General features: G+C 61.7%; 16 protein-coding genes. 7 read left to right on the forward strand and 9 right to left on the reverse strand.

Going from position 1 to position 23,558, the window contains the following annotated elements; all coding sequences use genetic code 11:
* Positions 1–255: 255 nt before the first annotated feature.
* Positions 256–1,632, reverse strand: coding sequence for an oligosaccharide flippase family protein (locus ABRP30_RS14505; protein ID WP_349975650.1), 1,377 nt, complete (start codon positions 1,630–1,632; stop codon positions 256–258).
* A 94-nt stretch (positions 1,633–1,726) separates the two neighbouring features.
* Between ABRP30_RS14505 and ABRP30_RS14510 the strand changes: the two genes are divergently transcribed.
* The 3 genes from ABRP30_RS14510 to galE all read left to right on the forward strand — a co-directional run bounded on the left by ABRP30_RS14510 (position 1,727) and on the right by galE (position 6,896).
* Positions 1,727–3,253 carry an O-antigen ligase family protein gene (locus ABRP30_RS14510; RefSeq protein WP_349975651.1) on the forward strand — a complete coding sequence of 509 codons (1,527 nt, stop codon included), beginning with the start codon at positions 1,727–1,729 and terminating at the stop codon, positions 3,251–3,253.
* A gap of 4 nt (positions 3,254–3,257) precedes the next feature.
* Positions 3,258–5,858, forward strand: a complete 2,601-nt coding sequence (locus ABRP30_RS14515; protein WP_349975652.1) for a glycosyl hydrolase family 5 — start codon at positions 3,258–3,260, stop codon at positions 5,856–5,858.
* A gap of 75 nt (positions 5,859–5,933) precedes the next feature.
* Positions 5,934–6,896: a UDP-glucose 4-epimerase GalE gene (gene galE / locus ABRP30_RS14520; protein ID WP_241803672.1), complete on the forward strand. Its 963-nt coding sequence runs from the start codon at positions 5,934–5,936 to the stop codon at positions 6,894–6,896.
* 72 nt (positions 6,897–6,968) lie between these two features.
* Here the strand turns inward: galE and ABRP30_RS14525 are convergent, their stop codons facing one another.
* The 7 genes from ABRP30_RS14525 to ABRP30_RS14555 form a co-directional block, all read right to left on the reverse strand.
* Entirely contained in the window at positions 6,969–7,775 is an 807-nt protein-coding gene (locus ABRP30_RS14525; protein WP_241803674.1) for a CpsD/CapB family tyrosine-protein kinase, read from the reverse strand.
* A gap of 12 nt (positions 7,776–7,787) precedes the next feature.
* Complete coding sequence (locus tag ABRP30_RS14530; RefSeq protein ID WP_349975653.1) at positions 7,788–9,356, reverse strand: Wzz/FepE/Etk N-terminal domain-containing protein; 1,569 nt, start codon at positions 9,354–9,356, stop codon at positions 7,788–7,790.
* Between the two features lie 20 nt (positions 9,357–9,376).
* Positions 9,377–10,492 carry a hypothetical protein gene (locus ABRP30_RS14535; RefSeq protein ID WP_267816404.1) on the reverse strand — a complete coding sequence of 372 codons (1,116 nt, stop codon included), beginning with the start codon at positions 10,490–10,492 and terminating at the stop codon, positions 9,377–9,379.
* Between the two features lie 25 nt (positions 10,493–10,517).
* On the reverse strand, positions 10,518–11,075 hold the full coding sequence (locus ABRP30_RS14540) for a polysaccharide biosynthesis/export family protein (protein ID WP_241803679.1): 558 nt from the start codon (positions 11,073–11,075) through the stop codon (positions 10,518–10,520).
* 304 nt (positions 11,076–11,379) lie between these two features.
* Positions 11,380–11,556: an EPS-associated small membrane protein EppA gene (gene eppA, locus ABRP30_RS14545; RefSeq protein WP_012314771.1), complete on the reverse strand. Its 177-nt coding sequence runs from the start codon at positions 11,554–11,556 to the stop codon at positions 11,380–11,382.
* 339 nt (positions 11,557–11,895) lie between these two features.
* Positions 11,896–13,014, reverse strand: a complete 1,119-nt coding sequence (locus ABRP30_RS14550) for a glycosyltransferase family 61 protein (RefSeq protein ID WP_349975654.1) — start codon at positions 13,012–13,014, stop codon at positions 11,896–11,898.
* 75 nt (positions 13,015–13,089) lie between these two features.
* A complete protein-coding gene (locus tag ABRP30_RS14555) occupies positions 13,090–14,238 on the reverse strand; it encodes a hypothetical protein (protein ID WP_349975655.1) in 1,149 nt (382 codons plus the stop codon).
* Positions 14,239–14,551: 313 nt separating this feature from the next.
* Here ABRP30_RS14555 and ABRP30_RS14560 point away from each other — a divergent pair, with 313 nt between their 5' ends.
* Positions 14,552–18,340, forward strand: coding sequence for a leucine-rich repeat domain-containing protein (locus tag ABRP30_RS14560; RefSeq protein ID WP_349975656.1), 3,789 nt, complete (start codon positions 14,552–14,554; stop codon positions 18,338–18,340).
* A gap of 6 nt (positions 18,341–18,346) precedes the next feature.
* Here the strand turns inward: ABRP30_RS14560 and ABRP30_RS14565 are convergent, their stop codons facing one another.
* Positions 18,347–19,948 carry an EAL domain-containing protein gene (locus tag ABRP30_RS14565; RefSeq protein ID WP_349975657.1) on the reverse strand — a complete coding sequence of 534 codons (1,602 nt, stop codon included), beginning with the start codon at positions 19,946–19,948 and terminating at the stop codon, positions 18,347–18,349.
* Between the two features lie 138 nt (positions 19,949–20,086).
* Here ABRP30_RS14565 and ABRP30_RS14570 point away from each other — a divergent pair, with 138 nt between their 5' ends.
* From ABRP30_RS14570 to ABRP30_RS14580, 3 genes are all read left to right on the forward strand, one after another.
* Complete coding sequence (locus tag ABRP30_RS14570) at positions 20,087–21,706, forward strand: NADP-dependent glyceraldehyde-3-phosphate dehydrogenase (RefSeq protein ID WP_349975658.1); 1,620 nt, start codon at positions 20,087–20,089, stop codon at positions 21,704–21,706.
* A gap of 121 nt (positions 21,707–21,827) precedes the next feature.
* Positions 21,828–22,295 carry a VOC family protein gene (locus ABRP30_RS14575; protein WP_349975659.1) on the forward strand — a complete coding sequence of 156 codons (468 nt, stop codon included), beginning with the start codon at positions 21,828–21,830 and terminating at the stop codon, positions 22,293–22,295.
* Between the two features lie 63 nt (positions 22,296–22,358).
* Positions 22,359–23,546, forward strand: a complete 1,188-nt coding sequence (locus ABRP30_RS14580; RefSeq protein ID WP_349975660.1) for a hypothetical protein — start codon at positions 22,359–22,361, stop codon at positions 23,544–23,546.
* Positions 23,547–23,558 lie beyond the last annotated feature (12 nt).

Consider the following 23,558-nt stretch of genomic DNA (forward strand, 5'->3'; position numbering starts at 1 on the left):
GACTGTCCTTGAAGTATTCGCTAGGCAAGACCCACCCGTTGATCACGACGAACCCGCCCTTTTGCGCAGGCTCGCGCGCTACCCGGGCGCCAATACCGAAAACGGCTACGCCGGCCCCCAGCACTACCCCACTGCGAAGAAAGCCGCGACGACCCAATTGCCGACCAAGAAACTGTAGCTTCCCCATGATCACAAGACCTATGCCGTTGGTTTTATCTAGCCCGGTTTCTTATTGAGCAGCCTGCCGGGAAGGCTTCAGAGCCATTCGAAAAAGCGCGTGATCAGCAACCCACACACTGCACCGACCGCCAACATCGGTAGCACTACCAGTTCACGCTTGAAACTCCAGATATTCAGCTTGGAATTGACATAGACAATCAGTGCCAGCGTCGGGAAGGTATGCAGCGCGGCACCCCAAATGGCGTACTTCACTCCGCCTATGAACAGCAACAACGGTATCAGTGTCCACAACGAGACGAGCCGGATGATGTTGTCCATGGCCTGGTACTTGGTATGGCCCAAGGCAATCCACAACTGATGTGCCAAGGTATAGCGCAAGGTGAAGAACGACAGCGACAGAATAGCCAGCATTGGGCCTGCGTCGGCATAGCGATCATCGTACATCCAGCCGATCAGCAGTGGGCTGGCGGTCAGGAAGCCGCCACACAGGAACAGCATGACCAGATCGACCAGCAGCCTGAAGTGGAAGTAGAGTTTTTTCAGCCGCGCATGGTCACCTTCCCTGGCCGCCTCGCTGAAGGCCGGAAGCGCCACTGACCCGACCAGTTTGAGCAGGCCGGTCTGGATCGACCCCAGAATCAGCACGGCTATGGAATACACCCCAAGCTGCGCCACCGTCATCGTGCCGCCGAACCAGATGCGGTCGCCATACATCGCCAGCACCCCGACCATCGAAGACAGCAGAATCCAGCGGCCGAACACGATCAGTTCAGTCAGCGCTGCACGGTCCCATTGCAGCCGGTTGTGCGGGCCTTGCAAGGCGAAGTGGCCCAGCAGCGTGCCAACCAGTGCCGAGGCCAGCCCGGCGATCACCAGAGACCAGATGGACCGGGTGAAATACCCGATGACCAGCATCGTGATCAACCCGACGACCTGCGAGGCGAGTTCTATCAGCACCACGCGCTTTTGCTGGAAGGCGCGTACCGCGACGTCTATCTTGGTGGACTGGAACCCCCAGATGATCGCTGAAATGCCGGTCACCGCCAGCACCAGCGGTAGCTCTGGGGCAGCATAGGTGGAATGCGCCGGCCACAGATCGGCCACTTGCGCCCACCAGGCGCCGAGGGCCAGCAGCAGCGTCAGTGTGAACAGCGTGAAGCCGCGCACGATCTGCACCGTCCAGGCGGTGTTGAGGAACAAGGGGTCGTCGCCGCGGTGGCTTTGAATGATGTTCTGCCGCAGGCCGACATCGGACAGCAGGTGCAACAGCACAGAAACGGTCGTGGCAATGACCATGACCCCGAACATTTCCGGAAGCAGTATCCGCGCCATGATCAGGTTGCCGCCCAGGCGCAGCACCTGCGAGGCCACCAGCGAGACCAGGTTCCATGCGCCTGCGCCCATGGCACGCTTGCGCAGACTGGCAGGTGCTTGCACATCAATCGACGGCATGAGTTGAATCTCTGACTGAATGGCTAGAAGTCACTATAGTTTCAATTAGCCATGATGCTAGTGCCCATCCACCCAGGGACAGGTGAACTCTCCCATGCCCGAACATTTACGTGCGCTGATCGTCATTTTGTTCCTGGCTTGCGTGGTGTTCTTTCTCGCGCGCAGCCCGGCGACGGACCTGATTGCCGAGGGCGATTTCAAGCGCCGCCGCAACCTGTGGTTCGCCTTGACACTGGTGGCCTTCTTCGCGCACAGCTACTGGATCTACACCGCCGTTGCCGCCGTCATTCTGCTCACGGCCAGGCGCCGGGAGCGCAACCCCATGGCGCTGTTCTTCCTGTTGCTGTTCGTCATTCCGCCCGCTTCGAAAGAAGTGCCTGGGTTTGGCGTGGTCAATTACCTGATCGAGCTGAACCATCAACGCATCCTGACCTTGTGCGTGTTGCTTCCCGCCGCACTGGTGCTGAGCAAGCAGAGCGGCACGCTGCGTTTCGGCCGCCTGTGGGCCGACAAGCTGCTGGCCGCCAGCCTGTTGCTGATGGGGCTGCTGTACCTGCGCGAGACCACGATTACCGATACCCTGCGCCAGGCGGTGTACCTGTATGTCGACGTGTTCCTGCCCTACTACGTCGCCAGCCGCGGGCTGAGAGAGCTCAGCGACTTCAAGGACGCGATGCTGGCCTTTGTCATTGCGGCAATGGTCCTGTCGCTGCTGGCGGTGGCTGAGTACGCCCGCCACTGGCTGCTGTACAACGCCCTGCTCGACGCCTTGGGTGTGGAATGGAGCATGAAGGGCTACCTGAGCCGGGGCGGTTCCTTGCGTGCCAGCGTCACCGCCGGCCAGGCCATTGCCCTGGGCTATGTGATTACGGTTGCGATTGGCCTGTTCCTGTTCGTGCAGGGCTTTGTGCGCAGCCAGTTGCAACGCAACCTTGGGGCCTTGCTGCTGGCCGCCGGCCTGTTTGCCCCCCTGTCTCGCGGCCCCTGGGTGGGCGCGGCAGTGATGATTGTCGTGTATATCGCCATGGGCAAGCGTGCGGTCACGCGCCTGTCCCTGCTCGCCCTGGCAGGGGTGCTGAGCATTCCGCTGCTGACCGTCGTGCCTGGCGGCGACAAGATCCTCGACCTGCTGCCGTTCATCGGCAGCGTGGACAATGAGAACATCACCTACCGCGAGCGTTTGCTCGACAATTCGTGGATCGTCATTCAGCGCTACCCGTTGTTTGGTTCGTTCGATTTCCGCAACACGCCGGAAATGCAATCGATGATTCAGGGCGAAGGCATCATCGACATCGTCAACACCTACATCGGCCTGGCGCTGCGGATCGGCCTGGTGGGGCTGGGGCTGTTCGTAGCGTTCTTCGCCTGCGTGCTGATGGGCATCAACAAGAGCATGCGCACCTTCCCCGACAGGAATGATCCTTACCGTCAGCTCGGCCGCGTGCTGTTGGCGACATTGCTGGGCATTCTGGTAACCATTTTCACGGTCAGCAGCATCACGGTCATCCCGGTGGTGTACTGGTCGATTGCCGGGCTCGGCATCGCCTACATCCAGATGGTACGCAGGCACGTTTTTGCCGATGCCGAACACCCAGCCAACGCCACCCTGCAACCGAGGTAGTTCAATGACCGGCACTTCATTCTGCCCCTTGGCCCGGGCAACGGCACTGGTTGGCCTGCTGATGCTGCCGCTGGCCGGCATGGCGTCGGACTGGGTTGTCAGTGTCGACGAACAGAACGGCCTGCCCACCCTGACGCGCGGCGGCGGCCCGGCCTTTGTCTCAAGCTTCGACTTCTGGGGGGCAGACTGGAGCTGGACGGGCTTCTACCCCACACTCAAGGTTCAGGGGCCTTACCGCTACACCCTGACGGGGCGGAACAAGGACCTTGATTTCGACCTCAAGGCCGATATCCAGAAGGACCAGGAGCAAACCTTGACCTGGCACTTCGACCTGCAGGCACAGAGCAAGCAAGACGACGTCATGGGCGGTGGCATCGTCTGGCGCTTCGACCCCGCGCTGATCGCCGGGGACATGGGCGATCCGGTGCTGTTGCCCGGCAACCGTGGCTGGGCCTGGGGCAAGAACAGCGAAGGCCCGCACGTGGAAATGCGCTTCGATCCGCCGTTGGCCAAGGTCTATTTCGAGCGCGGCGACACCAGCCAGGTGCGAACCTTTTTCTACACCGACCCGATTCTGCCTGGCCGCCAACAGATCGAGGCGGCGCTGACCGTGACCCGGGACGTCGCCATCGGCCCCACGCCCAGCGAACGCTTCGGCCTGGCCGACCCCACGCAATGGCCGGACGACCAGCTGGACTGGCGCACGTCACCGGTGGACCTATCGTTTCTCAACGCAGGGGAAAAACCAGCCGGCAAGCGTGGTTTCGTCAAAGCCTCGGGTGAACGACTGGTGTTCGCCGACAACACCCCGGCGCGTTTCTGGGGCACCAACCTGTCGGCCTATGCGCTGTTCAAGACACCGGACGATGAAATCAAGGCGCAGGCCAAGCGGCTGTCGGCGCTGGGCTTCAACCTGGTACGGCTGCACCACCATGACTCGCCGTGGGTGAGCCCGAACATCTTCGGCGACCTCACGCAGATCAAGAATACCGAGCAACTGGACGCCGAATCGCTGAGGAAGATCGACTGGTGGATCAAATGCCTCAAGGACGAAGGCGTGTATGTCTGGCTCGACATGAACGTCTCGCGCATCCTGACCGCCAACGACAACATCTACGCCTTCGATGAGCTGCCCGAAGAGCAAGGCGTCGCTGGCGTGAAGGGCTATGCCTACGTCAACGTCACCATTGCCCAGGCCATGAAGCGCTTCGCCGAGCGCTACATGACCCACGTCAACCGCTATACCGGGCTTGCCTACAAGGACGACCCGGCCATCGCGGCCATTTTGCTCACCAACGAAAACGACATCACCCAGCACTTTGGCAACGCGCTGTTGCCGGACAAAGGCGTGCCCCGCCACAGCCGGCTGTACATGGACCAAGCCAAGGCGTTCGCCAGCCGCCAGGACCTGCCGGCGGACAAGACCTGGCGCGCCTGGGAGCACGGGCCCTCGAAGCTGTTTCTCAACGACCTGGAACACCGGGTGTTCGCCGACATGATCACTGACCTGCGCAACATCGGGGTCAAGGTCCCCATCTCCACCACCAGCACCTGGGGGGGCAACGGCTTGTCCTCGCTGCCGTCGCTGACCACCGGTGACGTGATCGATGCCCACAGCTATGGCGGCATCGGGCAGCTGGAGAAAAACCCGTTGACCAGCGATGGCTTGATCAACTGGCTCGGCGCCGCTCAGGTGGTGGGCCTGCCGATGACGGTCACTGAGTGGAACGCCGAACCCTTCCCGCTGCCTGACCGCCACTCGTTGCCGCTGTATGTGGCTGCCACGGCCAGCCACCAGGGCTGGGACGCCATCATGCAGTACGCCTACAGCCAGCAGGCCTTTTTCAGCCAGTGGCGCCGCGCAGACAACTGGAATGCCTACAACGACCCGGCGCTGATGGCTACCCTGCCTGCCGCCGCCCTGCTCTACCGCCGCGAGGACGTGCAGCTGGCGACAACCCGCTACGTCTTCGCACCCACTGCAGAGACCTTGTTCAACAGGGCGATCACACCCACTACCTCGGTGCTGCTGCGCACCGCCATGGAAAAGGGCCAACTGCAGATCGCCATGCCCCAGACGGCGCAACTGCCGTGGCTGCAGGCCAGTACCATTCCCGCCGATGCGCAGGTACTGCACGACCCGGACCAGTCACTGCTCGATGCCAACGCCCGCGAGTCGGTCACCGACACCGGGCAACTGCGGCGCAACTGGCAACGGGGCGTGTACACCATCGACACGCCCTCGACCCAGGCCGCGACCGGCTGGCTGGGTGGCCAGGCCATGGACCTTGGCGACATCCAGCTGCAGCTGAAAACCGCGTATGCCAGCGTGGTAGTACAAAGCCTCGATACCAAGCCGTTGAACCAGTCGCGCAGCCTGCTGATTTCACTGGGTACCCGTGCCGTGCCCCGGCCCGACGACATGACCCCGTTTCACGTCGAGCCGCTCGAAGGCACCCTGAGCGTCAAGGCACCAGCAGGCTTGAAACTCTACGGCCGCACGCCCGACGGCCAGGAGCAGGTGCTGGCGTCGAGCTACGAACAGGGGCGTTACATCATCCGTTTCAATGGCCGCAGCATGGCCAACTGGCTTTTCTTGAAATAGGGCATATCGCCATCTAGAGTCAATTCAGACCTGTATTCCAGGCATTCGACGCTGCTTCTGTTCCAGGAGGATTGGATGAAGTACTTGGTTGTCGGGGGTTCAGGCTACATCGGCTCACACATGGTCAAGCACCTGTTGGCCGCCGGGCATGAAGTGGTGGTAGCGGATACCGTGGCCACCGGCCCCGCTATCGAATGGGTCGAGCTGGATATCGCAGATACGCACGCGCTCGATGCCCTGTTCGACGACTGCCACTTCGATGCGGTTTTCCATTTTGCCTCGTTCATCCAGGTGGCCGAGTCGGTCAGCGACCCGTGCAAGTATTACCAGAACAACGTCGCTGCCACGCTGACCCTGCTCGATGCCATGGTGCGAGCGGGGATCGAGCACCTGGTGTTCTCCTCTACGGCAGCCGTTTACGGCGACCCACAGTACATCCCCATCGATGAGCAGCACCCCAAGGTGCCGATCAACCCCTACGGGCGAAGCAAGTGGATGGTGGAGCAGATCCTTCAGGACTTCGACCGCGCCTACGGGTTGCGCTCGGTGTGCCTGCGTTACTTCAATGCGGCGGGCGCCGACCCGGAAGGTTTGCTGGGTGAATGCCACGAACCGGAAACCCACCTGATCCCCTTGATCCTGCAGGCGGCCTCTGGCCGGCGCGATGCCATCACTGTGTTCGGCCATGATTACGACACCCCCGACGGCAGCTGTATCCGTGATTACGTGCATGTGGCCGACCTGGCGTCGGCACACGCGCTGGCGGTGGATTACCTGTTGGCCGGTGGCGCAAGCACGGCGTTCAACCTGGGCAATGGCCTTGGGTTTTCCGTGCAGGAGGTGATCGACACCGCCCGGGTCGTGACCGGGCGGCAGATCAACGTGGTCGAGGCAGCCCGCCGCGATGGCGACCCGGCCAGGCTGGTAGCGGACGCTGCACGGGCCAGGGGGGTGCTGGGATGGCAGCCACGCTTCGATTCACTGGAGCAGATCGTGCGGCACGCCTGGGAATGGGAGCTTCAATACCCCTGGCAATGAGGTGAGCGCAACAGCAAGCGCAAGCAAGGAGCAAGCCTGGTCAGCCAGCTCCTTGCATCGGCGATCAAAGACTCAGTAGTAAGGCCGCGGTTGCTCATCCGCCTTGTTCAATACCGCCCCGATCAGGTTCGCTGTCGCCAGATGATGCAGGCAGTCTTCGATGTCCTTCTTGCTGTTCACCCCGTTGGCCACCACCAGCAGCACACAGTCGAACTTCGGCAAGACGGTCAATGCATCGTCGGAACTCAACAGCGGTGGCAGATCGAAAATGCAGATGCGCGAGTCGTAGCGGTCGCGCAGGTCGCTGATCAGGCTGTTGACCTTGGGCGATGACAACATCTCGGTGGACATCGGTATCGGTTCGCGCGTCGGCAACACCACGAACCGCGGCAAGGTCGGGTTGACCAGAACCTCTTCCAGCCAGGCCTCGCCTTTGAGGAGCTCATTCAGCGCTTTGTCCATGGGCAGGCCAAGGCTGCTGCCAACCCTGGGTCGGCGCAGGTCGAAGTCCACCAGCAATGCGGTCTTGGTGGTGTGGTGGGCGATGCTCATGGCCAGGTTGACAGCCAGCACCGTCTTGCCCGCCTCGGGTGTCGGCGACGTGATCGCCAACGTCCGCCAGCCGTTTTCTTCCATGGCCTGCAACACTTGCGTGCGCAGCAGGTCGATGGCCCCGCTCATGTTCGAGTTCTTGTTGTAGGAGACGATCCGGTTGCGTTCCAGGTGCTCCGCCCGCAGCGGCACCACCTTGGTCTGCACGTAGTCGAATTGCCCCAAGGCTTCGGGCTGCTGCGGCACGAGCGGCGCCTTTGGCGTTTCAGCGGGAGAGGGAGAAACCTGATGAATGTTCTTTCCGATAGCCGGCGTAATTCTGTCCATCGCTGCGCTTCCCTATTCAAACCGAGCCATAGCTTTAAACAGCAAGAGGTCCAGTGGCATGTAGAACACATGGACGACCACCATCAGCATAGCAATCAGTAACAACCCGGCGATGGCCAGCAGCACTCGCCACTTGCGGCGCCTGGCTACATCGGCCTGGGTGGAAATGTACGGCACGGCCACCAGCACGCGCTTGCCCAGCACGCTTTCCAGGGCACCGACACCGCGGATACGCTGGTTGAGCATTTCCAGCAGCATCACCAGCCCGCCACCCACTGCCGGCGCCAACACCAGGCCCAATGCGACAATTTTCTTGCGGTTGGGCTTGACCGGTTTTTCCGGCATCAACGGTGGCTCCAGCAGCACGAAGCGCTCGGCCTTGTTTTCCTGCTCCAGGCTTTCGGTGATCTTCGCGCCCATTTCCTTGTTGCGGATTTCCTCGTACTTCTTGCGCGCGTTGTCATGGTCGCGCATCAGCGTGACCAAGCCGCGCTCCACCTGCGGAGCCTCGAGAATATCGGCCTCATAGCCTTCCATCTTGGCCGTCAGCTGCCGTTTCTGTTCAGCAAGCGATGCGATGCGCGACTGAGTAGCCGCCATTTTGGTGCGTACCCTGGCGGCGTCGAGATTCATGGCCGCCGCAGCGGCGATCCCCTTCTCGCCCGACGCCTTGAGCAGGTCGATCTTGCGTTTGACGGCCACCACATCGGGGTGCGCCGGGGTGTACTTGGTCAACAGCCGGGCATACTCGGCCTTGAGGCTGGCCAGGTCCTGGGGTTGGTCCGCCGCGGCAGGCCTGCCGCCAGCCGCCTGTGCGGGCACCCCCGCATTGGCAGCCGCCAGTTCCAGTTCCAGGTAACGCAGCTCTTCCTGGGCGGCCTTGTAGTCACGATCGACCTCGCGGAACTCCAGCTCCGAACGCGACAACATGCTCATGCGCAACTGCTGGTTCTCAGGCAAGGCATTGGCGTGCGCCTGCTTGAAATCCGCCAGCTTGTTCTCGAGTGCAGCCAACTCGGCGCCCAGCTTGTTCGCCTCTTGGGTAAGGAATTCAGTGGTCTCGGTTGCCCGTTCGGTGCGCTGCTTCATGTTTTCGTTGAGAAACAGCGTCACCAGTTCGTCGGCCACTTCCTTGGCAACTTCAGGGCGCTTGTCCTCGTACGAAACCGTGAACGCGACCGTCGCCTCGCCACGCCCTTTGACATAGGTACTGTGCGTGGCCACGGCGATGGCGCTGCGCATCTGCTCGATCTTGTCGGTTTCGCTGAACTGCCTGCCCTTGTCGGCGAACAGATTGTACTTGTCGATGATCTTCAGCAGGTTCTCGCGGGTCATGACGCGCTGACGAATGACCTCGATACGCTCATCGGCAAAACTGTTGTTGTTGGCCGAGACCAGCTCCGGGGAAATCTGCTGCGACTCCACCAGGATGGTGCCGGTCGACTGGTAAAGGGGCGGCACCGTGACGGCCACCCCGATGGTTGCCGCAATCACGACCACGATGCTCACCCCCAGCAACAAGGCGCGGTCCTTGATGATGGCGATGTAATCTTTAAGGGAAAGCTCGTAGTCCGATTTCATGGTGGCCACCCGTGCGAGAGTCAGATGTCGGGATATCTGTACGTCAACGTCAATCCGGCAATGGTCGCGTCAGCATCGGGCAAGCCGTCTTGCTGGCGCTGCTTGTACATCAACGAAAAACGCAGGTCCCAGGCCGGTGAGAATGCGCGGCTGGCCCACACGCCATAGGTTTGCAAGGTGTTTGGCGACACCCCTTTGCTGTCCTGCCAGGAGGCATCCACACCTACGCGGTCGACCTCGGTGACCAGGTAGCTCCAGCTGCCGCGCACCATGTCGAGCTCGGCGAAGCCGCCCTCGGCGTTGGCTACGGTGCTGCGCTCAGCGCTGAAGCTGGCGTCGGCACGTTCACCCCGGTAGAACAGCGACATGCCACCTTCACCGCGGCGCCCGCCGCCAGACCCCGTGGTCTTGTTGACGCCGACATGCACCTCGCCTTCGAACCGTTCGGAAAAACGGTGCCTGACGCCGATGTTCGGGCTGTAGCTGTTGGAAGACACTGCGGTGGTATCGTCCTGCGGCTCATAACGCCTGGCGTCGAAACCGGTGATGATGTCGGTGCGCTCACTCCAGGCGTAGGTCCACGTCGATGTGTTGTACAACTCGTCGTAACCGGTCAGCGAACTGATGTCATAACGGGCATGCGAATAGGTAAGGACGTTGGCCAGCGTACTGCGCTCGGTCACCGCACTGCTCCAGTTGCCCTCGAGCGTGGACATCCTCTGCGTGCCGTCGGTGGTGACCACACCGGTGTCCTGCACCGCACCGGACAGCGTGGAGCTTTCCTCGTAACGCGCCAGCAAACCGAAGCCTCCGGTCTGGGTTTCGCGCTGCCACCCCAGGCTCAACTTGGGGTCTTCTCGGTCATCGACGATCGACCGATCGGATGAGCGCAGCACGTTGACACCCAGGCCCAGACGCAACTGGTCGCGGTCGAACTGACCGATCAGGCTGTAGTCGGGCGCAATGATGGTACGCGTCACACCTTCCTCCTCGGACGTCAGGAGCAATGGGTTGCTGTCGTACTCGACAGACGTGGGCACCACGACTGAAGACTGCCAAATGGCGGCGTGAACCACCCCAGACAACGGCAACATCATCATTGCCGTTGCAATATGCGTTGGTCTAAAAATAGGCACTAGAGATTCTTATATATTGGAAGGGTCAAGGTACGACCAGCGTATCGCCAGCCTGAAGTTGGAAGTTGGTGGACATGTCGCGCCCAGAAACCAGATCCTTGTAGCGCACCGGCAATACCTTTTGTGAGGGGCCGCTGCCGCGGATGACCTTGATGGCACTTTCGTCGGCGAATTTGTCCATTCCACCCGACATGCTCAGCGCCTGAAGCACCGCCGTAGGGCCTGCCATGGGCACCGGCCCTGGCTTGATGACTTTGCCTTGCACATACACAAGGTTGCCCGCCGTGCCAGTGACGACGACGCTTACGTTGGGATCGGCCAGGTAGGGTTTCAGGCCGGCGGTGACCTTGGCGGCAACCGCCGTGACGTCCAGGCCGGCCACATCGATGCGGCCGGCCAGTGGGAAGGTGATGCTGCCATCGGGCAGTACGACGGTTTCCTGGCGAAGGGTGTCCTCCTGCCAGACCGAAATCAGCACCCGGTCACCAGGGCTGAGCAGATACGCCGAATTGCCTTGATCAGCAACACTGCTGCCGGACCAAGCCACCAATACGCAGAAAATGGAAATCAGCAAACGCGCCATCAGGGATCCCTCCGGCCTTGCGGCCCAGGTTCAAGAGCACTGAATGAGAACGACACTAAACCTCTCGCTCCACTTCGCAGCCGTTATCGCGCTGCGACGGCCTCAAGCATCCAGGAGGCCCTGTTACCGCAATGCCGCTTCGCCTGCCACTGCCAATTTGCGCCTGGGGCGTCAGCTACTGGAATATAGCAACAGCTGTAAAATTGACAAGCGACTGATCCCGTCTTTGACCTAAACATCCCATATCTAGCGTCAATTCACTGGCACCACGGTTAAGTACTTCGTATTTGTAATAGCAACGTCCTCAAATTTTCTTTCTGTTGGCAACTGCGACAAACCCGATTACCGCAAACGCAAACACCCAGCCTGCCGTCGCCAGAGGAACAATGTTGGTCTGGCTCATATAAGAGTCAGCCGCCCGTGCCGCCCCGCTCAATAACACCAACAAAAAGATGGATTTGATGAACAGTGTTGAGCGCATGGTCCCCTCCTACGAAGAGGAAAATTTATTATGGGTTTTTTGGCGGAGGAATGAATCGCTGTTGATTTGAGCTTATGGGCACGATGCCATTACGTCAACGTTCCGACACCATAATAAATCTCAATCGACCACCCCCTGATTAGTCAAATTTTCGACATGCAGAAGATGCAGGCTTTTTTGAGGGTGGCCAATCTGTAGCAACGCATTGAAATGGCGGAAAAAAGAGTTTTTCATCTAGGCCCCCAATGGCTCGCGTGCGGATAGACACAGCCAGGCGCGACTTGAACGATGTGTTTCAAAGACGAGAAACAGTGCGAATCATTGCGCTTCGCGTCACGCTTATGACGGGAAAAGATCGAGGGTACGTTCGACCTCATCGATATCGATCGTGAAGCCATCACCCTGCGGCATACCGACCACAAAGCCGAAATGCTGATGGTCACGGTCCGTCAGGTACTTGTAGTAGCTGACGAAGCGGTTGGGCGGCTGCAGCGTCAGCAGCGAGCCGCCTGAGCGCAGTACGTTGACGCCGTGAACCAGCTGGCTGCCTTCCACGCCGATCACCGTCCTGGCTCCTGCGCACGCCGCGACGATGGTCGGCACATCGCATTTGAGTGGGTCGATGACTCGAAAGCCTCGGTGCCTGCGCAGGTGTTCGGCGACCTCGAGTTCATTGCGCATGAACCGCAACTCCCCTTCACAGCCGCGCAGAATGAACACGCCGGGGTGCGTCACAGGGTCCACATGCGACAGCAACTTGTCGCCCATGGCGCGGTAGCGCCGATGCCGGCTGCTGTTGTTGCTCACGTCATCGAACAGCACCAGCTCCTTGAAAAAGGCGCTACGCAAGCGCAAGGGTTGCATGTCCAGCCATGCCTCGTAACCGGGGGCCTGAGTGAACAGTGGAAACCTGGCCGACGGTGCCGTGGTAACAGGGATGCCCTCGTTGCGCGCCAGTGCGTAGGTCGGGCAATTTTCCATCAACCAGGTACCGAACCACGTGTTGCCGTTTTGCGTGCAATACACGGCACCGCGCTCGATTTCGTAGTCCACCGTTACCCGCGGAAAGGTGCTGGGCTTCAACGACAGCCAGTGGGTGGCATCGTCTTTGTACAAAGCCCCGTCAATCAGCCATACATCCTTCAGCAGGTAGCCCCGCGTCGGGCCTTGCTGCGTACGAATACCGCCTTGCATGGTGCTGGCGGGGTGAACATGCGGGAAAAACCGCTTGGCCTCCCAGCCGGTCACACGCTCCAACTGGTTGGGCAGATAAAACGCCGGTGGGGAGACGGTGGTCTCACCGGGTGCAATGTCCCAGGTTTTAACCGCGCGCGTTTTTATGTCGATATCGGCTTTTCGGGCAAGCCGCTTTCTCGCCATGTGTTTGTAGGCCGCCAGTGTCCAGGCAGTGTCGCTGGAGATCAGCGTCGAACTGAACTTAGAAATATCGCTACCCATGGAAAGCCCCTGTTATAAGAGCGCCAAAAAAAGATCGAAAGTAACGTCCTTATCCAGGCCGGCCTTGACGCTAAGTTAGTTGGAAAACACCCTTTCCATCGTGGGCGGTGATTTCAAGTTCGCATAGCGTTGACGCAAGTTCTCGAAGAACAATTCCCCCGAACTTTTAGCCCCATACAGGTATATCTTGTGCAAGCCGCCAAACACCATTTCGTGGTAGCGGCTGGCGAGCGCTTCATCACTGGACCCTTCCGGTAAACCGAGGTGCAGCGTCAACTTGTCGCCTTCGACCGCAAACAGCGGCGTGTCCCAAAGAAAACGCGCCACGCCCGTCTTGGGTAGCCGGATGAACATGTAAGCGTGGTTGCCGAGTGAGTCGATATCCCCCCCGCGCCGGCGTTTCCACTTCAATAACCCATCGTCCGGGCGCGCCAGACAAAGGCCGATGTCGTAGTAGTCGAAGCCATTGGCCAAGGCCCACTCCAATGCCATGTAGGTGGTGATGGAGTTGACCTCACGCAGTTTCTTGGCATCGGAAAACACGGCTTCGCAGTAACCGAAACGTAACGTGCTCCAGTAGCGCTTGCCCGCCCGGGTTATCTCACAACCAAGGTGGCAGGCAACCACCTCGCCGTTCAACGTGATCAAGTCCAGGCGGCCGACCCCCTTGGCGAGGCGGAACACCTCCTCGGTGGGAAACTGCGCCGCATGAATGCCTTGCCGGGCGCTGGCATACGGCCGCAGCAGATCACGGTCGGCCATCGCAATTTCGTCATCAGCCAGCGTTTGCCTCATCTCGTATAGCGGTCGGTTCTTGCGGATACTGCGACGCAATTCACTGTCATAGCGCGCGGTGATATCGTCCAGCGAGCGCCCCAGCGGTACAACGGCACTCAGGTAGTGCGGAACGGACAGCGCACCGAGGGTGGGTAACTCACTGACGACTACGCGGCTGGGCAAGCTGCCCGCCGAGCCCTCGGGTTTTGGTGCCTGCTGCTGCGCCTTGCCGCCTATCAACAGCTTGGCCATCTCACGCTGTTGCTTTCGGCCGATGTACAGAATCTCGTAGGGGCTTTCCTGCTGCAGCCTGAACCGGGCGACCTCCCAATGCCAAAAGCACGCCCGCCCCAGCATGTCGCGTAACACGTTTGATACGGTTCTGATCTCGTAACGCAGCGAAGGCGAGATGAGTTTTCGAGCTACGGCCATCATGTGCGCTTTCATTTCTTCTTCGACGTCCTTTGAATTCAAACGGCCTTATCGGAAGAGAAGCGGGTTATTGCTCAAGACAGTGACGTAAGCGACTGATATTCCGGCAACATTGCCCCTTGCCGGCCTAACATTCAGTAACAATTTAAGATGCAAGCCCGCGCATTAGCAAGCGGCGTTTTGCAATCACCTGCCTTCATTTCATGACGTCAATTTTCTTTCCTGCACGGTTCTAGCCATTAATTACTGCAATGGGTAGTTAACTACCTCACCGCTGCGCTGCAATCGGTGCCTGCTACCGGCTCTTTCCCTCAGGCAGGTACCGACGATGACTGATCTCGACCATCACAACCCTCATCAGCAACTGATCCAGGCACAGCTACCGGCATGGGCCAGAACCCTGCACCCTGAACACTGGCAGCGCTTGCGCGAGAGCGTGCTGCCCGCACAAGGCCTGGATGAACAACTGCCATGGTTCGCCAATGCTGCACCTGATCTGCGCGAAGCAGTGCTTGCCAGCCAGCGCCGGCTGGACAACTCGCACTACCACCTGGCGCGCGCCACGGCTGGGCTGCAGAACGTTGCCGAATTTGCCGAAGACTTGCTCGGACAACGACTCAAAACCGAGCACCAACTGTCGGTGCCGCTGCGCAGTACCCAACTCATCCATGTTCAACGCATGTTCACGTTCGGCACCTACGTCACTGGCCACACAGCCACCAGCCTGCTCGAAGCCGCCCTGCACAACTTTGAACAGCAGCCTACGTTCAGCCAGGACAGTGCCCTGGTACTGGCCGGTGATGCACAGTTCGAAGCAACCACGGTCGTCGGCCAGACCACCCTGGGCGACAGCGATACGTTGGTGGATATCGACCTGCCGTCCGAGGCATATCGCATCAAGCCGCTGCCGCTTTCCCCCAGCAGCTTCGCCCGCAGTTGCCGCGACCTGGACATTGGGCAGCGGTATCAGGAACACCTGCAGACGATCTTCGAAACACCCTCGAGCCCAGTACGCGCAGCTTTCATGAACACCCTGCGCGATCGCCTGCGGCTTGCCGCCGACATGGCCTTGCTGCGCCACACCATCAGCGGCACCGGCCGTGACGTCATCGAGGCGCTCCTGGGCGATGCACCTCTGCCCTGCTGGCAGCCATCGCTGTTCGGCATCGCGCTGCACGAAGTCCTGATCATCGACGCTGGCAAGGCGGGGTTGCTGTTGTACCTGCCGGGTGATGAGCAGCGCCTGTTGCAGTTCCCCGGCCTTGCAAGGGTGCATGCGCACCTGGCCACCCACTTGCTGCAAGCGGGGTACCGACGCGCTTTCCAGCGCTACGTGTCATCGGTGCAGTGCTATCGCTTCTTCGACCTGCTGCAGCAGAACCTCGACGCCGCAGGTACCAGTGCCTTGGATCAACAGTGGTCGATGCGCGAGGGCGCCGACCTGCACCTGACCCTTGCCCCCATCGAGGCGCCCCTGCTGAGGTTTCTCTACGACGACCATGTGGCACGCCTGAAGGCCGAGGCCGCAGCCCTGGCAGTGCCTAGCGCAGCGCTCGACCGGCAGGCGCACCAGCGGCGCATGGCCCAGTGGCAAAGCATCGGCCTGAACGCACTGATGATTGCAGGTTTCTTCATACCCGGGGTCGGCACCCTGATGACAGGGGTAGTCGCCTGCCAGTTGCTTGGCGAGGTGTTCGAGGGTTACCAGGCGTGGAGCATCGGCGACCGCCACCTGGCCTTGCAGCACATCGAGGCGGTCGGTTTGAACCTGGCTGCGATCGGCGGGTTGCATGCAGCAGGCAAGGTGCTGCCGAAGCTGTTCAACAGCGCGCTGATGGAAAGCCTCGAACCGGTGAAGCTGCAGGACGGCAGCAAGCGACTCTGGCGAGCGGACCTGACAGGCTACGCGCGTACCGAGCCGTTACCTGCAGAACCTGATGCCGACCCGCAAGGGCTGCAAGCCCATCAAGGCAGGCAGTTCATCCGCATGGAGGGGCAACAGTATGAAGTAGCCCAGCGTGGGACCGACCCGCGCTGGAGGTTAATCCACCCGACTGACCCCAAGGCCTACCAACCGTTGCTGGAACACAACGGCGAGGGCGCCTGGCGGGGGGAGCACGAGGTGCCCCAGGGCTGGTCCGACAGCCAGTGCATACGGCGCCTCGGCTTGCCCGTGGATACCCTGGACGATGTGCAATTGCAGCAGGCCATGGTCATCAGTGGCGTGGACCGGGCACAGTTGCTGGCAGTCCACCTGGCCGGTGAGGCCACGCCTGCACTGCTCGCCGATAGTTTGGAGCGCCTGACGCTGGCCGAGCAGATGCCCGAGCTGGGCGGCGCGGCACTGACGCGCATTTACCAGCGTACGGCAAGCGCCGCCGAACAGCGGCTGTGCCAGGCCTATGCGCCGTTGACACCACCGCTGGCCAGGCGCCTGCTGGCGCGCCTCTCACCAGAGGCATTGGCCGATTGGCACTCGCAGGGTGCGCTCCCCGCCTGGCTGCACGAGCAAGCCCAGCAGATCACCCGTGATCTACCCCTGGCTCGGGCCTTGGAGGGCCTGTACCAGCCACGCCTGGCCGACAGCGACAGCGAACGCTTGCTACTGGCCTGCATTGAGCGGCATTCCGGTTGGCCAGACCCCGTGCGCCTGGAAATCCGCCAAACCCATCCCGAGGGCCGCCTACTGGCGGCCATCGGCGCGCAACAGGCCAGCGAGCGTTGCGTGTTGCTCAGGTCTGACCTGGGGTACGAAGTGTTCAAGGGCGAGCGCCCGGTGGCCGGGCCCGTGTACCGCGACGCCTACCAAGCGCTGTACAGCGCAGCGCCAGCGAAACTGAAAGCGGCCTGGGGCAGCGCACAAGCCTTGGGTGAGCATACGCAACACCTGGCCGCTGCCGAGCGGGAGAAATGGCCACTGCGCCTCTGGGGGCCCCAGGCCAAGCGCCCTGCCCTGCGTCACCGGTTGCGCGGTGGCGCACCGCTCTCCCCGCAGGTACCCAGTTCACCGTTCTTCGATCGGAGCGTGCCGGCGCGCTTGCGCAGGCTTTACCCCAGCATCACCCAGGAGCAGGTCGAACGCTTGCAGGCAGACTGGCGTAACACGATGCGCTCTGCGGAAACGGAACTGCAAATTCGCGAAGACGCCTTGAGGCAGGTACGCATCGACCTTGATCGATGGGCGGCGGCCGTTCCCCGGCGCCGGCCCGCCGTGCGCAAGATTCTCAATGCCTGGCAGCAGAATTCGATCCGTGTGCTGTCCACCGGCCAACGCATCCACGCCCTCGACCTGAAAAACTTCGAGCTTGAAAACAGCGACTTGGCGTCCCTCACGCTGCCAACGGGTTTGAGCCACATCGCCGACCTTGACCTCAGCGGTAACAACGCCCTGAGCGAGTTGCCCGCACACTGGCTGCAAAGCCTGCCCCAACTGCAGCGCCTGACCTTGAGTCGTTGCCGCTTCGACGCGGTTCCAGAACTTCGGGTACCCGGCAACCTGCAATGGCTTGACCTCGAACATAACCGCATCAGCTGGGACGCCCGCGCACAGGCAGCGCTGGAGCGACTGACCGGGTTGAGGGTGCTGGACCTGTCTCAGAACCCATTGCTCCAGGCGCCGAACCTGCAGCACCTGCCGGGGCTTGGCTCGGTGTTCATGGTCAATTGCGGCCTGACCGAACTCCCCCAAGGCCTTGAGCGCCTGGAGTCGGCGTTGATCATCGACCTGTCCGAGAACCAGTTCCAACGCCTGGCGCCGGGCTTCACCCTGCCCGTTGACACCGCCAATGCCCTGACTCTGGAAAGCCCAGCGCTTGGGCCGCACATTCGCGAGCAGATTGAAGAGTATTACCAACTGCAGGGTGCGGACCTGCTGGTGTCGGATATCGACTACCAGCCACTGCTGGCCGACGCCAGTGCAAGGCGGCTGCAGCTTTGGACGCGGGTGCCTGTGCACTACCGACGCGCGCTGCGCCAACTGATCGACGACGCGGCCGACTACGATGACACCCTGACGGGCCTGGAATCACTGTGGCGCCGCCTGGAGCGGATGGATACAGACCCCGCCTTCCGCGAGCTGGCGCTGGACTCGCCAGCCAGCTTGCTGTTGGACCTCTGAGGCGGGTCAGGCGCTGCCCTGGCGGCCCCGCTCGGTACGGGTCGCCAGCCAGCGCGCAAGGTCCGCCGCCGGCATTGGCCGGGCCAGCAGATACCCCTGGCCCTGGTCACAGCCGGCGTTGCGCAAGAAGTCATACTGCTCCTGGGTTTCAATGCCCTCGGCAGTGATCCGGAAGCCCAGCGCGTGGCCCAGGTCGATGATGGCCCGGGCCACGGCCACTGCATCGTCATCGTCCGGCAAGTCCTTGATGAACGCACGATCGATCTTCAGGTGATCGATCGGCAGCGCTCGCAAATACGCCAAGGAAGAATAGCCCGTGCCGAAGTCGTCCACGGCCGTGGTCACGCCCATGGCCTGCAATTGGGCCAGAACCTCACAGGCCTGTTGCTGGCTTTCCATCAGCAGACTTTCGGTGATTTCCACTTCCAGCAGGCTCGGCGCCAGGCCGTGACACTCCAGCGCCTGGGCCAGGCTGGAGACATAGTCGCTGCGCTCGATCTGCAGCGCCGCCACGTTGATCGCCATGGGCCCGGGTAGGCGGTCCTCGTCACGCCAGGCGGCCAGCTGAGCGCAGGCAAGGGCCAACACCCGCTCACCTAGCGGGATGATCAAGCCCGTACGCTCGGCCAACGGAATGAATTCGGCAGGTGACACCAGGCCATGGACCGGGTCGCGCCAGCGCAGCAATGCCTCGACACCCTGCACGCAGCCGCTGAACAGGTCGACCTTGGGTTGATACCACAGCTCGAACTCATTCGCCTGCAAGGCACGGCGCAGGTTGCGCTCGAGTTCCAGGCGCTGCTGCAGGCGGGCTGTCATGTCTGTGTGGTAAGGGCGCCAGGCGTTGCGCCCGCTTTCTTTGGCTGCATACATCGCCGTATCGGCGTGACGCAGCAGGCTACCGACATCCTCGCCATGCTGCGGGCACCTGGCCAGCCCGATACTGCCGGTCACCAGGGCGGTGCTGCCGTTGAGGTCGAACGGCCGCTGCAGGCAACGCAGCAGATGGCCCACCTGATGGCTGACCTGGCCTTGGGTGCCGCGCAGCATGAAAACGAACTCGTCGCCGCCCAGGCGACATACCCGGTCAGCCGCGTCCAGCTCCTGCAAAAAGCGCGCGGTGGCTTGCTGCAGCAGCAAGTCACCCATGGCATGACCGAGGCTGTCGTTCACCTGCTTGAAGCCATCGATGTCCAGCATCAGCACAGCCAGGCCATCGCCCTTGAGAATGGCCTCGGCCAGCTGTTGCTGGAACAGCACACGGTTGGGCAAGCCAGTGATGGTGTCGTAATGGGCCAGCCGTTCAAGCTGCGCCTGGGAGCTACGCAGTTCTCGGTTGCGTTGCTGCAGCTGGCGTTGCTTGCGGTTGATCAAGGCCAGGAACAGGCTGGTCAAACCCGTACAGGCCAGGGCGAACCAGAGCAGCGGCGAGACCAGCGGGCTGGCCATCAGGCCGCCAGGCTGGCGTTGCACGTCCAGGTTGCCCAGCAGCACCGACAGGGCGATGCCGACCAGGGCAAAGCCTACCGGCATCAGGCTGCCAAGGGAGCGGCGCGGCAGGCCGGTGGGCGGCGGCTCATCAGGTAGTGGGGTATTGGACGGAGTCATAGGCCTTCGAATGCGCTCGATTAATGCTGTATCGGCACACTGCGGGCAATATTGAGCCAGACTGGTATTTTTCTTTCGGCGGGTGCATCCTCGAAGCTGAAGCGATTCACCTACCCAGACTTGTGAGGTGCAGCACACATGGACCATCTGCTCGATTCGCTGTTTCCTGCTGCCGGGGATGTCCCGGCCCCCTGGCAGCTGGATGCCCCCCTGGAGCAACGCGATTACCTGGTCAATGGCGAACTGAGGCGCTGGGACGGCCCGCTGGCCACCGTGCGCAGCCCGGTTTGGCTGAAGGAAGGCGGCGGCGAGCGACAGGTGATTCTCGGCAGCGCCCCGCTGCTCGATGCCGATACGGCCCTGACGGCACTGGACGCCGCGGTACAGGCCTATGACAAAGGCCGCGGCGCGTGGCCGAACATGCGTGTGGCCGAACGCATCCAGCATGTGGAAACCTTCCTGGCGCGCATGCGCGAACAGCGCCAGGCCGTGGTCAAGCTGCTGATGTGGGAGATCGGCAAGAACCTCAAGGACTCCGAGAAGGAGTTCGATCGCACCTGCGACTATATCGTCGACACCATCAACGCCCTGAAAGACCTCGACCGCCGGTCCAGCCGCTTCGAACTCGAACAGGGCACGCTCGGCCAGATCCGCCGCGCGCCACTGGGCGTGGCCTTGTGCATGGGGCCTTACAACTACCCGCTCAATGAAACCTTCACCACGTTGATTCCCGCGCTGATCATGGGCAACACGGTGGTGTTCAAACCGGCCAAATTCGGCGTGCTGCTGATTCGCCCGCTGCTCGAAGCGTTCCGTGACAGCTTTCCGCCGGGGGTGATCAACGTCATTTATGGCCGCGGGCGCGAAACGGTCAGTGCCTTGATGGCCAGCGGCAAGGTCGACGTGTTCGCCTTCATCGGCACGCACAAGGCCGCCAGCGACCTGAAAAAGCTCCACCCGCGCCCGCACCGCCTGCGCGCCGCCCTGGGGCTCGATGCCAAGAACCCCGGCATCGTGCTGCCCCAGGTAGACCTGGACAATGCAGTCGAAGAAGCGGTCACCGGCGCGTTGTCGTTCAATGGCCAGCGTTGCACCGCACTGAAGATCCTGTTCGTCCATGAGGACGTGGTCGAACCGTTTCTGGACAAATTCCAGCGCAAGCTCGCTGCGCTCAAGCCAGGCATGCCCTGGGAGCCAGGGGTGGCCCTGACGCCGCTGCCGGAGCCGGGCAAGGTCGATTACCTCGACGCCCTGGTGGCAGATGCCACGGGCAAAGGCGCGCGGGTGGTCAACGAGGGGGGTGGGCACAGCCGCGGGTCGTTCTTCTACCCTGCCCTGCTCTACCCGGTAACCTGCGACATGCGGGTGTACCACGAGGAGCAATTCGGGCCCGTGGTACCCGTGGTGCCCTATCGCGACCTGCAGACGGTGATCGACTACGTGCTCGATTCCGACTTCGGCCAGCAGTTGAGCCTGTTCGGCAACGACCCGAAGACCATCGGCAGCCTGGTCGATATCTTTGCCAACCAGGTCGGCCGTATCAACCTCAATGCCCAGTGCCAGCGCGGCCCGGACACCTACCCCTTCAATGGTCGCAAGAACAGCGCCGAGGGTACCTTATCGGTGCATGACGCCTTGCGCGTGTTCTCCATCCGTACCTTGGTCGCGACCCGCTTCCAGGAAGCCAACAAGGAACTGATCAGCGAAATCATCCGCAACCGGCAATCGACCTTCCTCACCACCGATTACATCTTCTGACCCGGCCATGCTTATAGACAAACGATCTAGCGACCCTGTCGATCTTCGAGCGGCCTGACCGACTCTATGCAAAAGGGGCGCTACCTGCCCCTTTCGCATTCATTTCAGAGGAGTGTCGAACATGGCAGCCAGCCCGATTCCACAAGGCCAACACAGCATCACCCCGTACCTGGGCATCAAGGATGCCGCCAAGGCCATCGACTTCTACAAGCAAGCCTTCGGCGCGGTCGAAATGTTCCGTCTAGAGGGCCCGGACGGCCGTGTAGGGCACGCCGAGCTGAAGATCGGCGATTCTTCGCTGATGCTCGCCGACCCATGCGACATGGCCGGAGGGCTGGCGCCCAGCCAGTCACTCAACGGTGTCGCCGTTGGCCTGCACCTGTACGTGGAGGACTGCGACAAGGTCTACGCCCAGGCCATCGCAGCAGGAGCGAGCCCCCTGCATGAGGTAAAGGACCAGTTCTACGGCGACCGCAGCGGCACGTTGAAAGACCCGTTCGGCAACATGTGGTTCGTCTCCACCCATAAAGAAGACCTCAGCCCCGACGAAATTCGCGCCCGCGCCGCAACATTGTTCGCCGGCAACTGAGCGATTGGTTGAAAGCGGCGCAACTTTGCCTGAAGCTTGTGGCTCGTAGCTTGGAGCTGCTTCATGCGAATCATCGACAAAACCGCCGCGCAGGTACGTAGCCTGACCCCGGCCGAAGAGGCACTGCTGCAGGCATTCGCCACCGGCACCCTCACAGGCCCCGGCCTGTTACAGGCCAACCAGTGGCTGATGAAGGTGCGCAGCGCCAACCAGTGGCTGGCATGCGATTGCCGCAAGGACGCCCTGCCGGTGCTCAATGTCACCCTCAATGGCAGCACCGGCACGCTGTTTCTCAAGAACAACCCCGGCACCGCCGAGCATGCACCCGGCTGCCCGTTCAGCAAAGACGAGCGTGAGGGCGCCGACCATGAGCAAGACCCTGCCCCGCCCGCCGCCTGGCTGGCGCCAGACACACCATTGCGCCTGCTCGGCGACTTCCGCAAGGCCAGCGACAGCACGGGCGGCGCCGGCGATGGCAATGAACGCCGCGATCAACAGCGCCTGCTCTCACTGCTGCTGACCTGGATCGAAACCAGCGGCTTGAACCTCTACGCCACGCACCTGAAGAAAGACCTGACCAGCCAGTTCGCCGAACTGCGCAGCGTCGCCAGCCGTTACCCGCTGCTCGAACGCGTGCCCGCCAGCAACTACCTGGAAACCCGGCTGGACATGAAGCACATGATGATGCTCAAGGCCCGCCTGCGCGAAGCCACGGTGTTCGGCAGCCACCGCCGCCACGGTTTGCTGCTGGACTGCGTCGACCAGATCAAGGGCCGCAAGCTGTTCAACAACCGCAGCGAGGACGGTTTCGACTTCCAGGGGCACCATCTGTACTGGGGCGGCAGTCGGGCATCCGGGCCGCTGCTGGCGCTGACCCTGTACTCGCCCACCAGCGCAGGCAGTCACTTCTATGAACTGATCCACGTGGCCAGCGTGCCGGTGCTGTCGCGCGCTCACCTGTTCCCGGTTTACCGCGACGAGGAACGTGAGCCGCTCAAGGCCCTGGTGTCGTTGATTGACTGGATGGCCAGCAAGGGGGTGAAGGTGCAGATGCGCAGGCCGGTGATCGGTGGCCAGGTGATGGATGAACTGGTGCTGACCTCCGACCAGGACCGCGTGCTGTCGGTGTCGCTGCTGGAGCAGCCGGTGGGGCCGGAACCGGACGCCGAGAACTTCAAGCGCTACGCCGACTTCAAGAGCCTGGAGACATTCCGCAAGTTCGTGGCCGGGTTCTTCATGCGCGAGCGCTGAGCCGGCCGTTGT

Origin of the sequence: Pseudomonas sp. WHRI 8519, assembly GCF_040224055.2 — a bacterium.
Classification (GTDB): Bacteria; Pseudomonadota; Gammaproteobacteria; order Pseudomonadales; family Pseudomonadaceae; genus Aquipseudomonas; species Aquipseudomonas putida_X.

Bases quoted from the DNA above. Each gene is read 5' to 3' on its own strand.
- eppA (WP_012314771.1), bottom strand. From the start codon at position 11,556: ATGCGCTCAACACTGTTCATCAAATCCATCTTTTTGTTGGTGTTATTG.
- ABRP30_RS14550 (WP_349975654.1), bottom strand. From the start codon at position 13,014: ATGGGTAGCGATATTTCTAAGTTCAGTTCGACGCTGATCTCCAGCGAC.
- ABRP30_RS14565 (WP_349975657.1), bottom strand. From the start codon at position 19,948: ATGACTCCGTCCAATACCCCACTACCTGATGAGCCGCCGCCCACCGGC.
- ABRP30_RS14525 (WP_241803674.1), bottom strand. From the start codon at position 7,775: ATGGACAGAATTACGCCGGCTATCGGAAAGAACATTCATCAGGTTTCT.
- ABRP30_RS14540 (WP_241803679.1), bottom strand. From the start codon at position 11,075: ATGGCGCGTTTGCTGATTTCCATTTTCTGCGTATTGGTGGCTTGGTCC.
- ABRP30_RS14505 (WP_349975650.1), bottom strand. From the start codon at position 1,632: ATGCCGTCGATTGATGTGCAAGCACCTGCCAGTCTGCGCAAGCGTGCC.
- ABRP30_RS14555 (WP_349975655.1), bottom strand. From the start codon at position 14,238: ATGAAAGCGCACATGATGGCCGTAGCTCGAAAACTCATCTCGCCTTCG.
- ABRP30_RS14515 (WP_349975652.1), top strand. From the start codon at position 3,258: ATGACCGGCACTTCATTCTGCCCCTTGGCCCGGGCAACGGCACTGGTT.
- ABRP30_RS14560 (WP_349975656.1), top strand. From the start codon at position 14,552: ATGACTGATCTCGACCATCACAACCCTCATCAGCAACTGATCCAGGCA.
- galE (WP_241803672.1), top strand. From the start codon at position 5,934: ATGAAGTACTTGGTTGTCGGGGGTTCAGGCTACATCGGCTCACACATG.
- ABRP30_RS14510 (WP_349975651.1), top strand. From the start codon at position 1,727: ATGCCCGAACATTTACGTGCGCTGATCGTCATTTTGTTCCTGGCTTGC.
- ABRP30_RS14570 (WP_349975658.1), top strand. From the start codon at position 20,087: ATGGACCATCTGCTCGATTCGCTGTTTCCTGCTGCCGGGGATGTCCCG.
- ABRP30_RS14580 (WP_349975660.1), top strand. From the start codon at position 22,359: ATGCGAATCATCGACAAAACCGCCGCGCAGGTACGTAGCCTGACCCCG.
- ABRP30_RS14530 (WP_349975653.1), bottom strand. From the start codon at position 9,356: ATGAAATCGGACTACGAGCTTTCCCTTAAAGATTACATCGCCATCATC.
- ABRP30_RS14575 (WP_349975659.1), top strand. From the start codon at position 21,828: ATGGCAGCCAGCCCGATTCCACAAGGCCAACACAGCATCACCCCGTAC.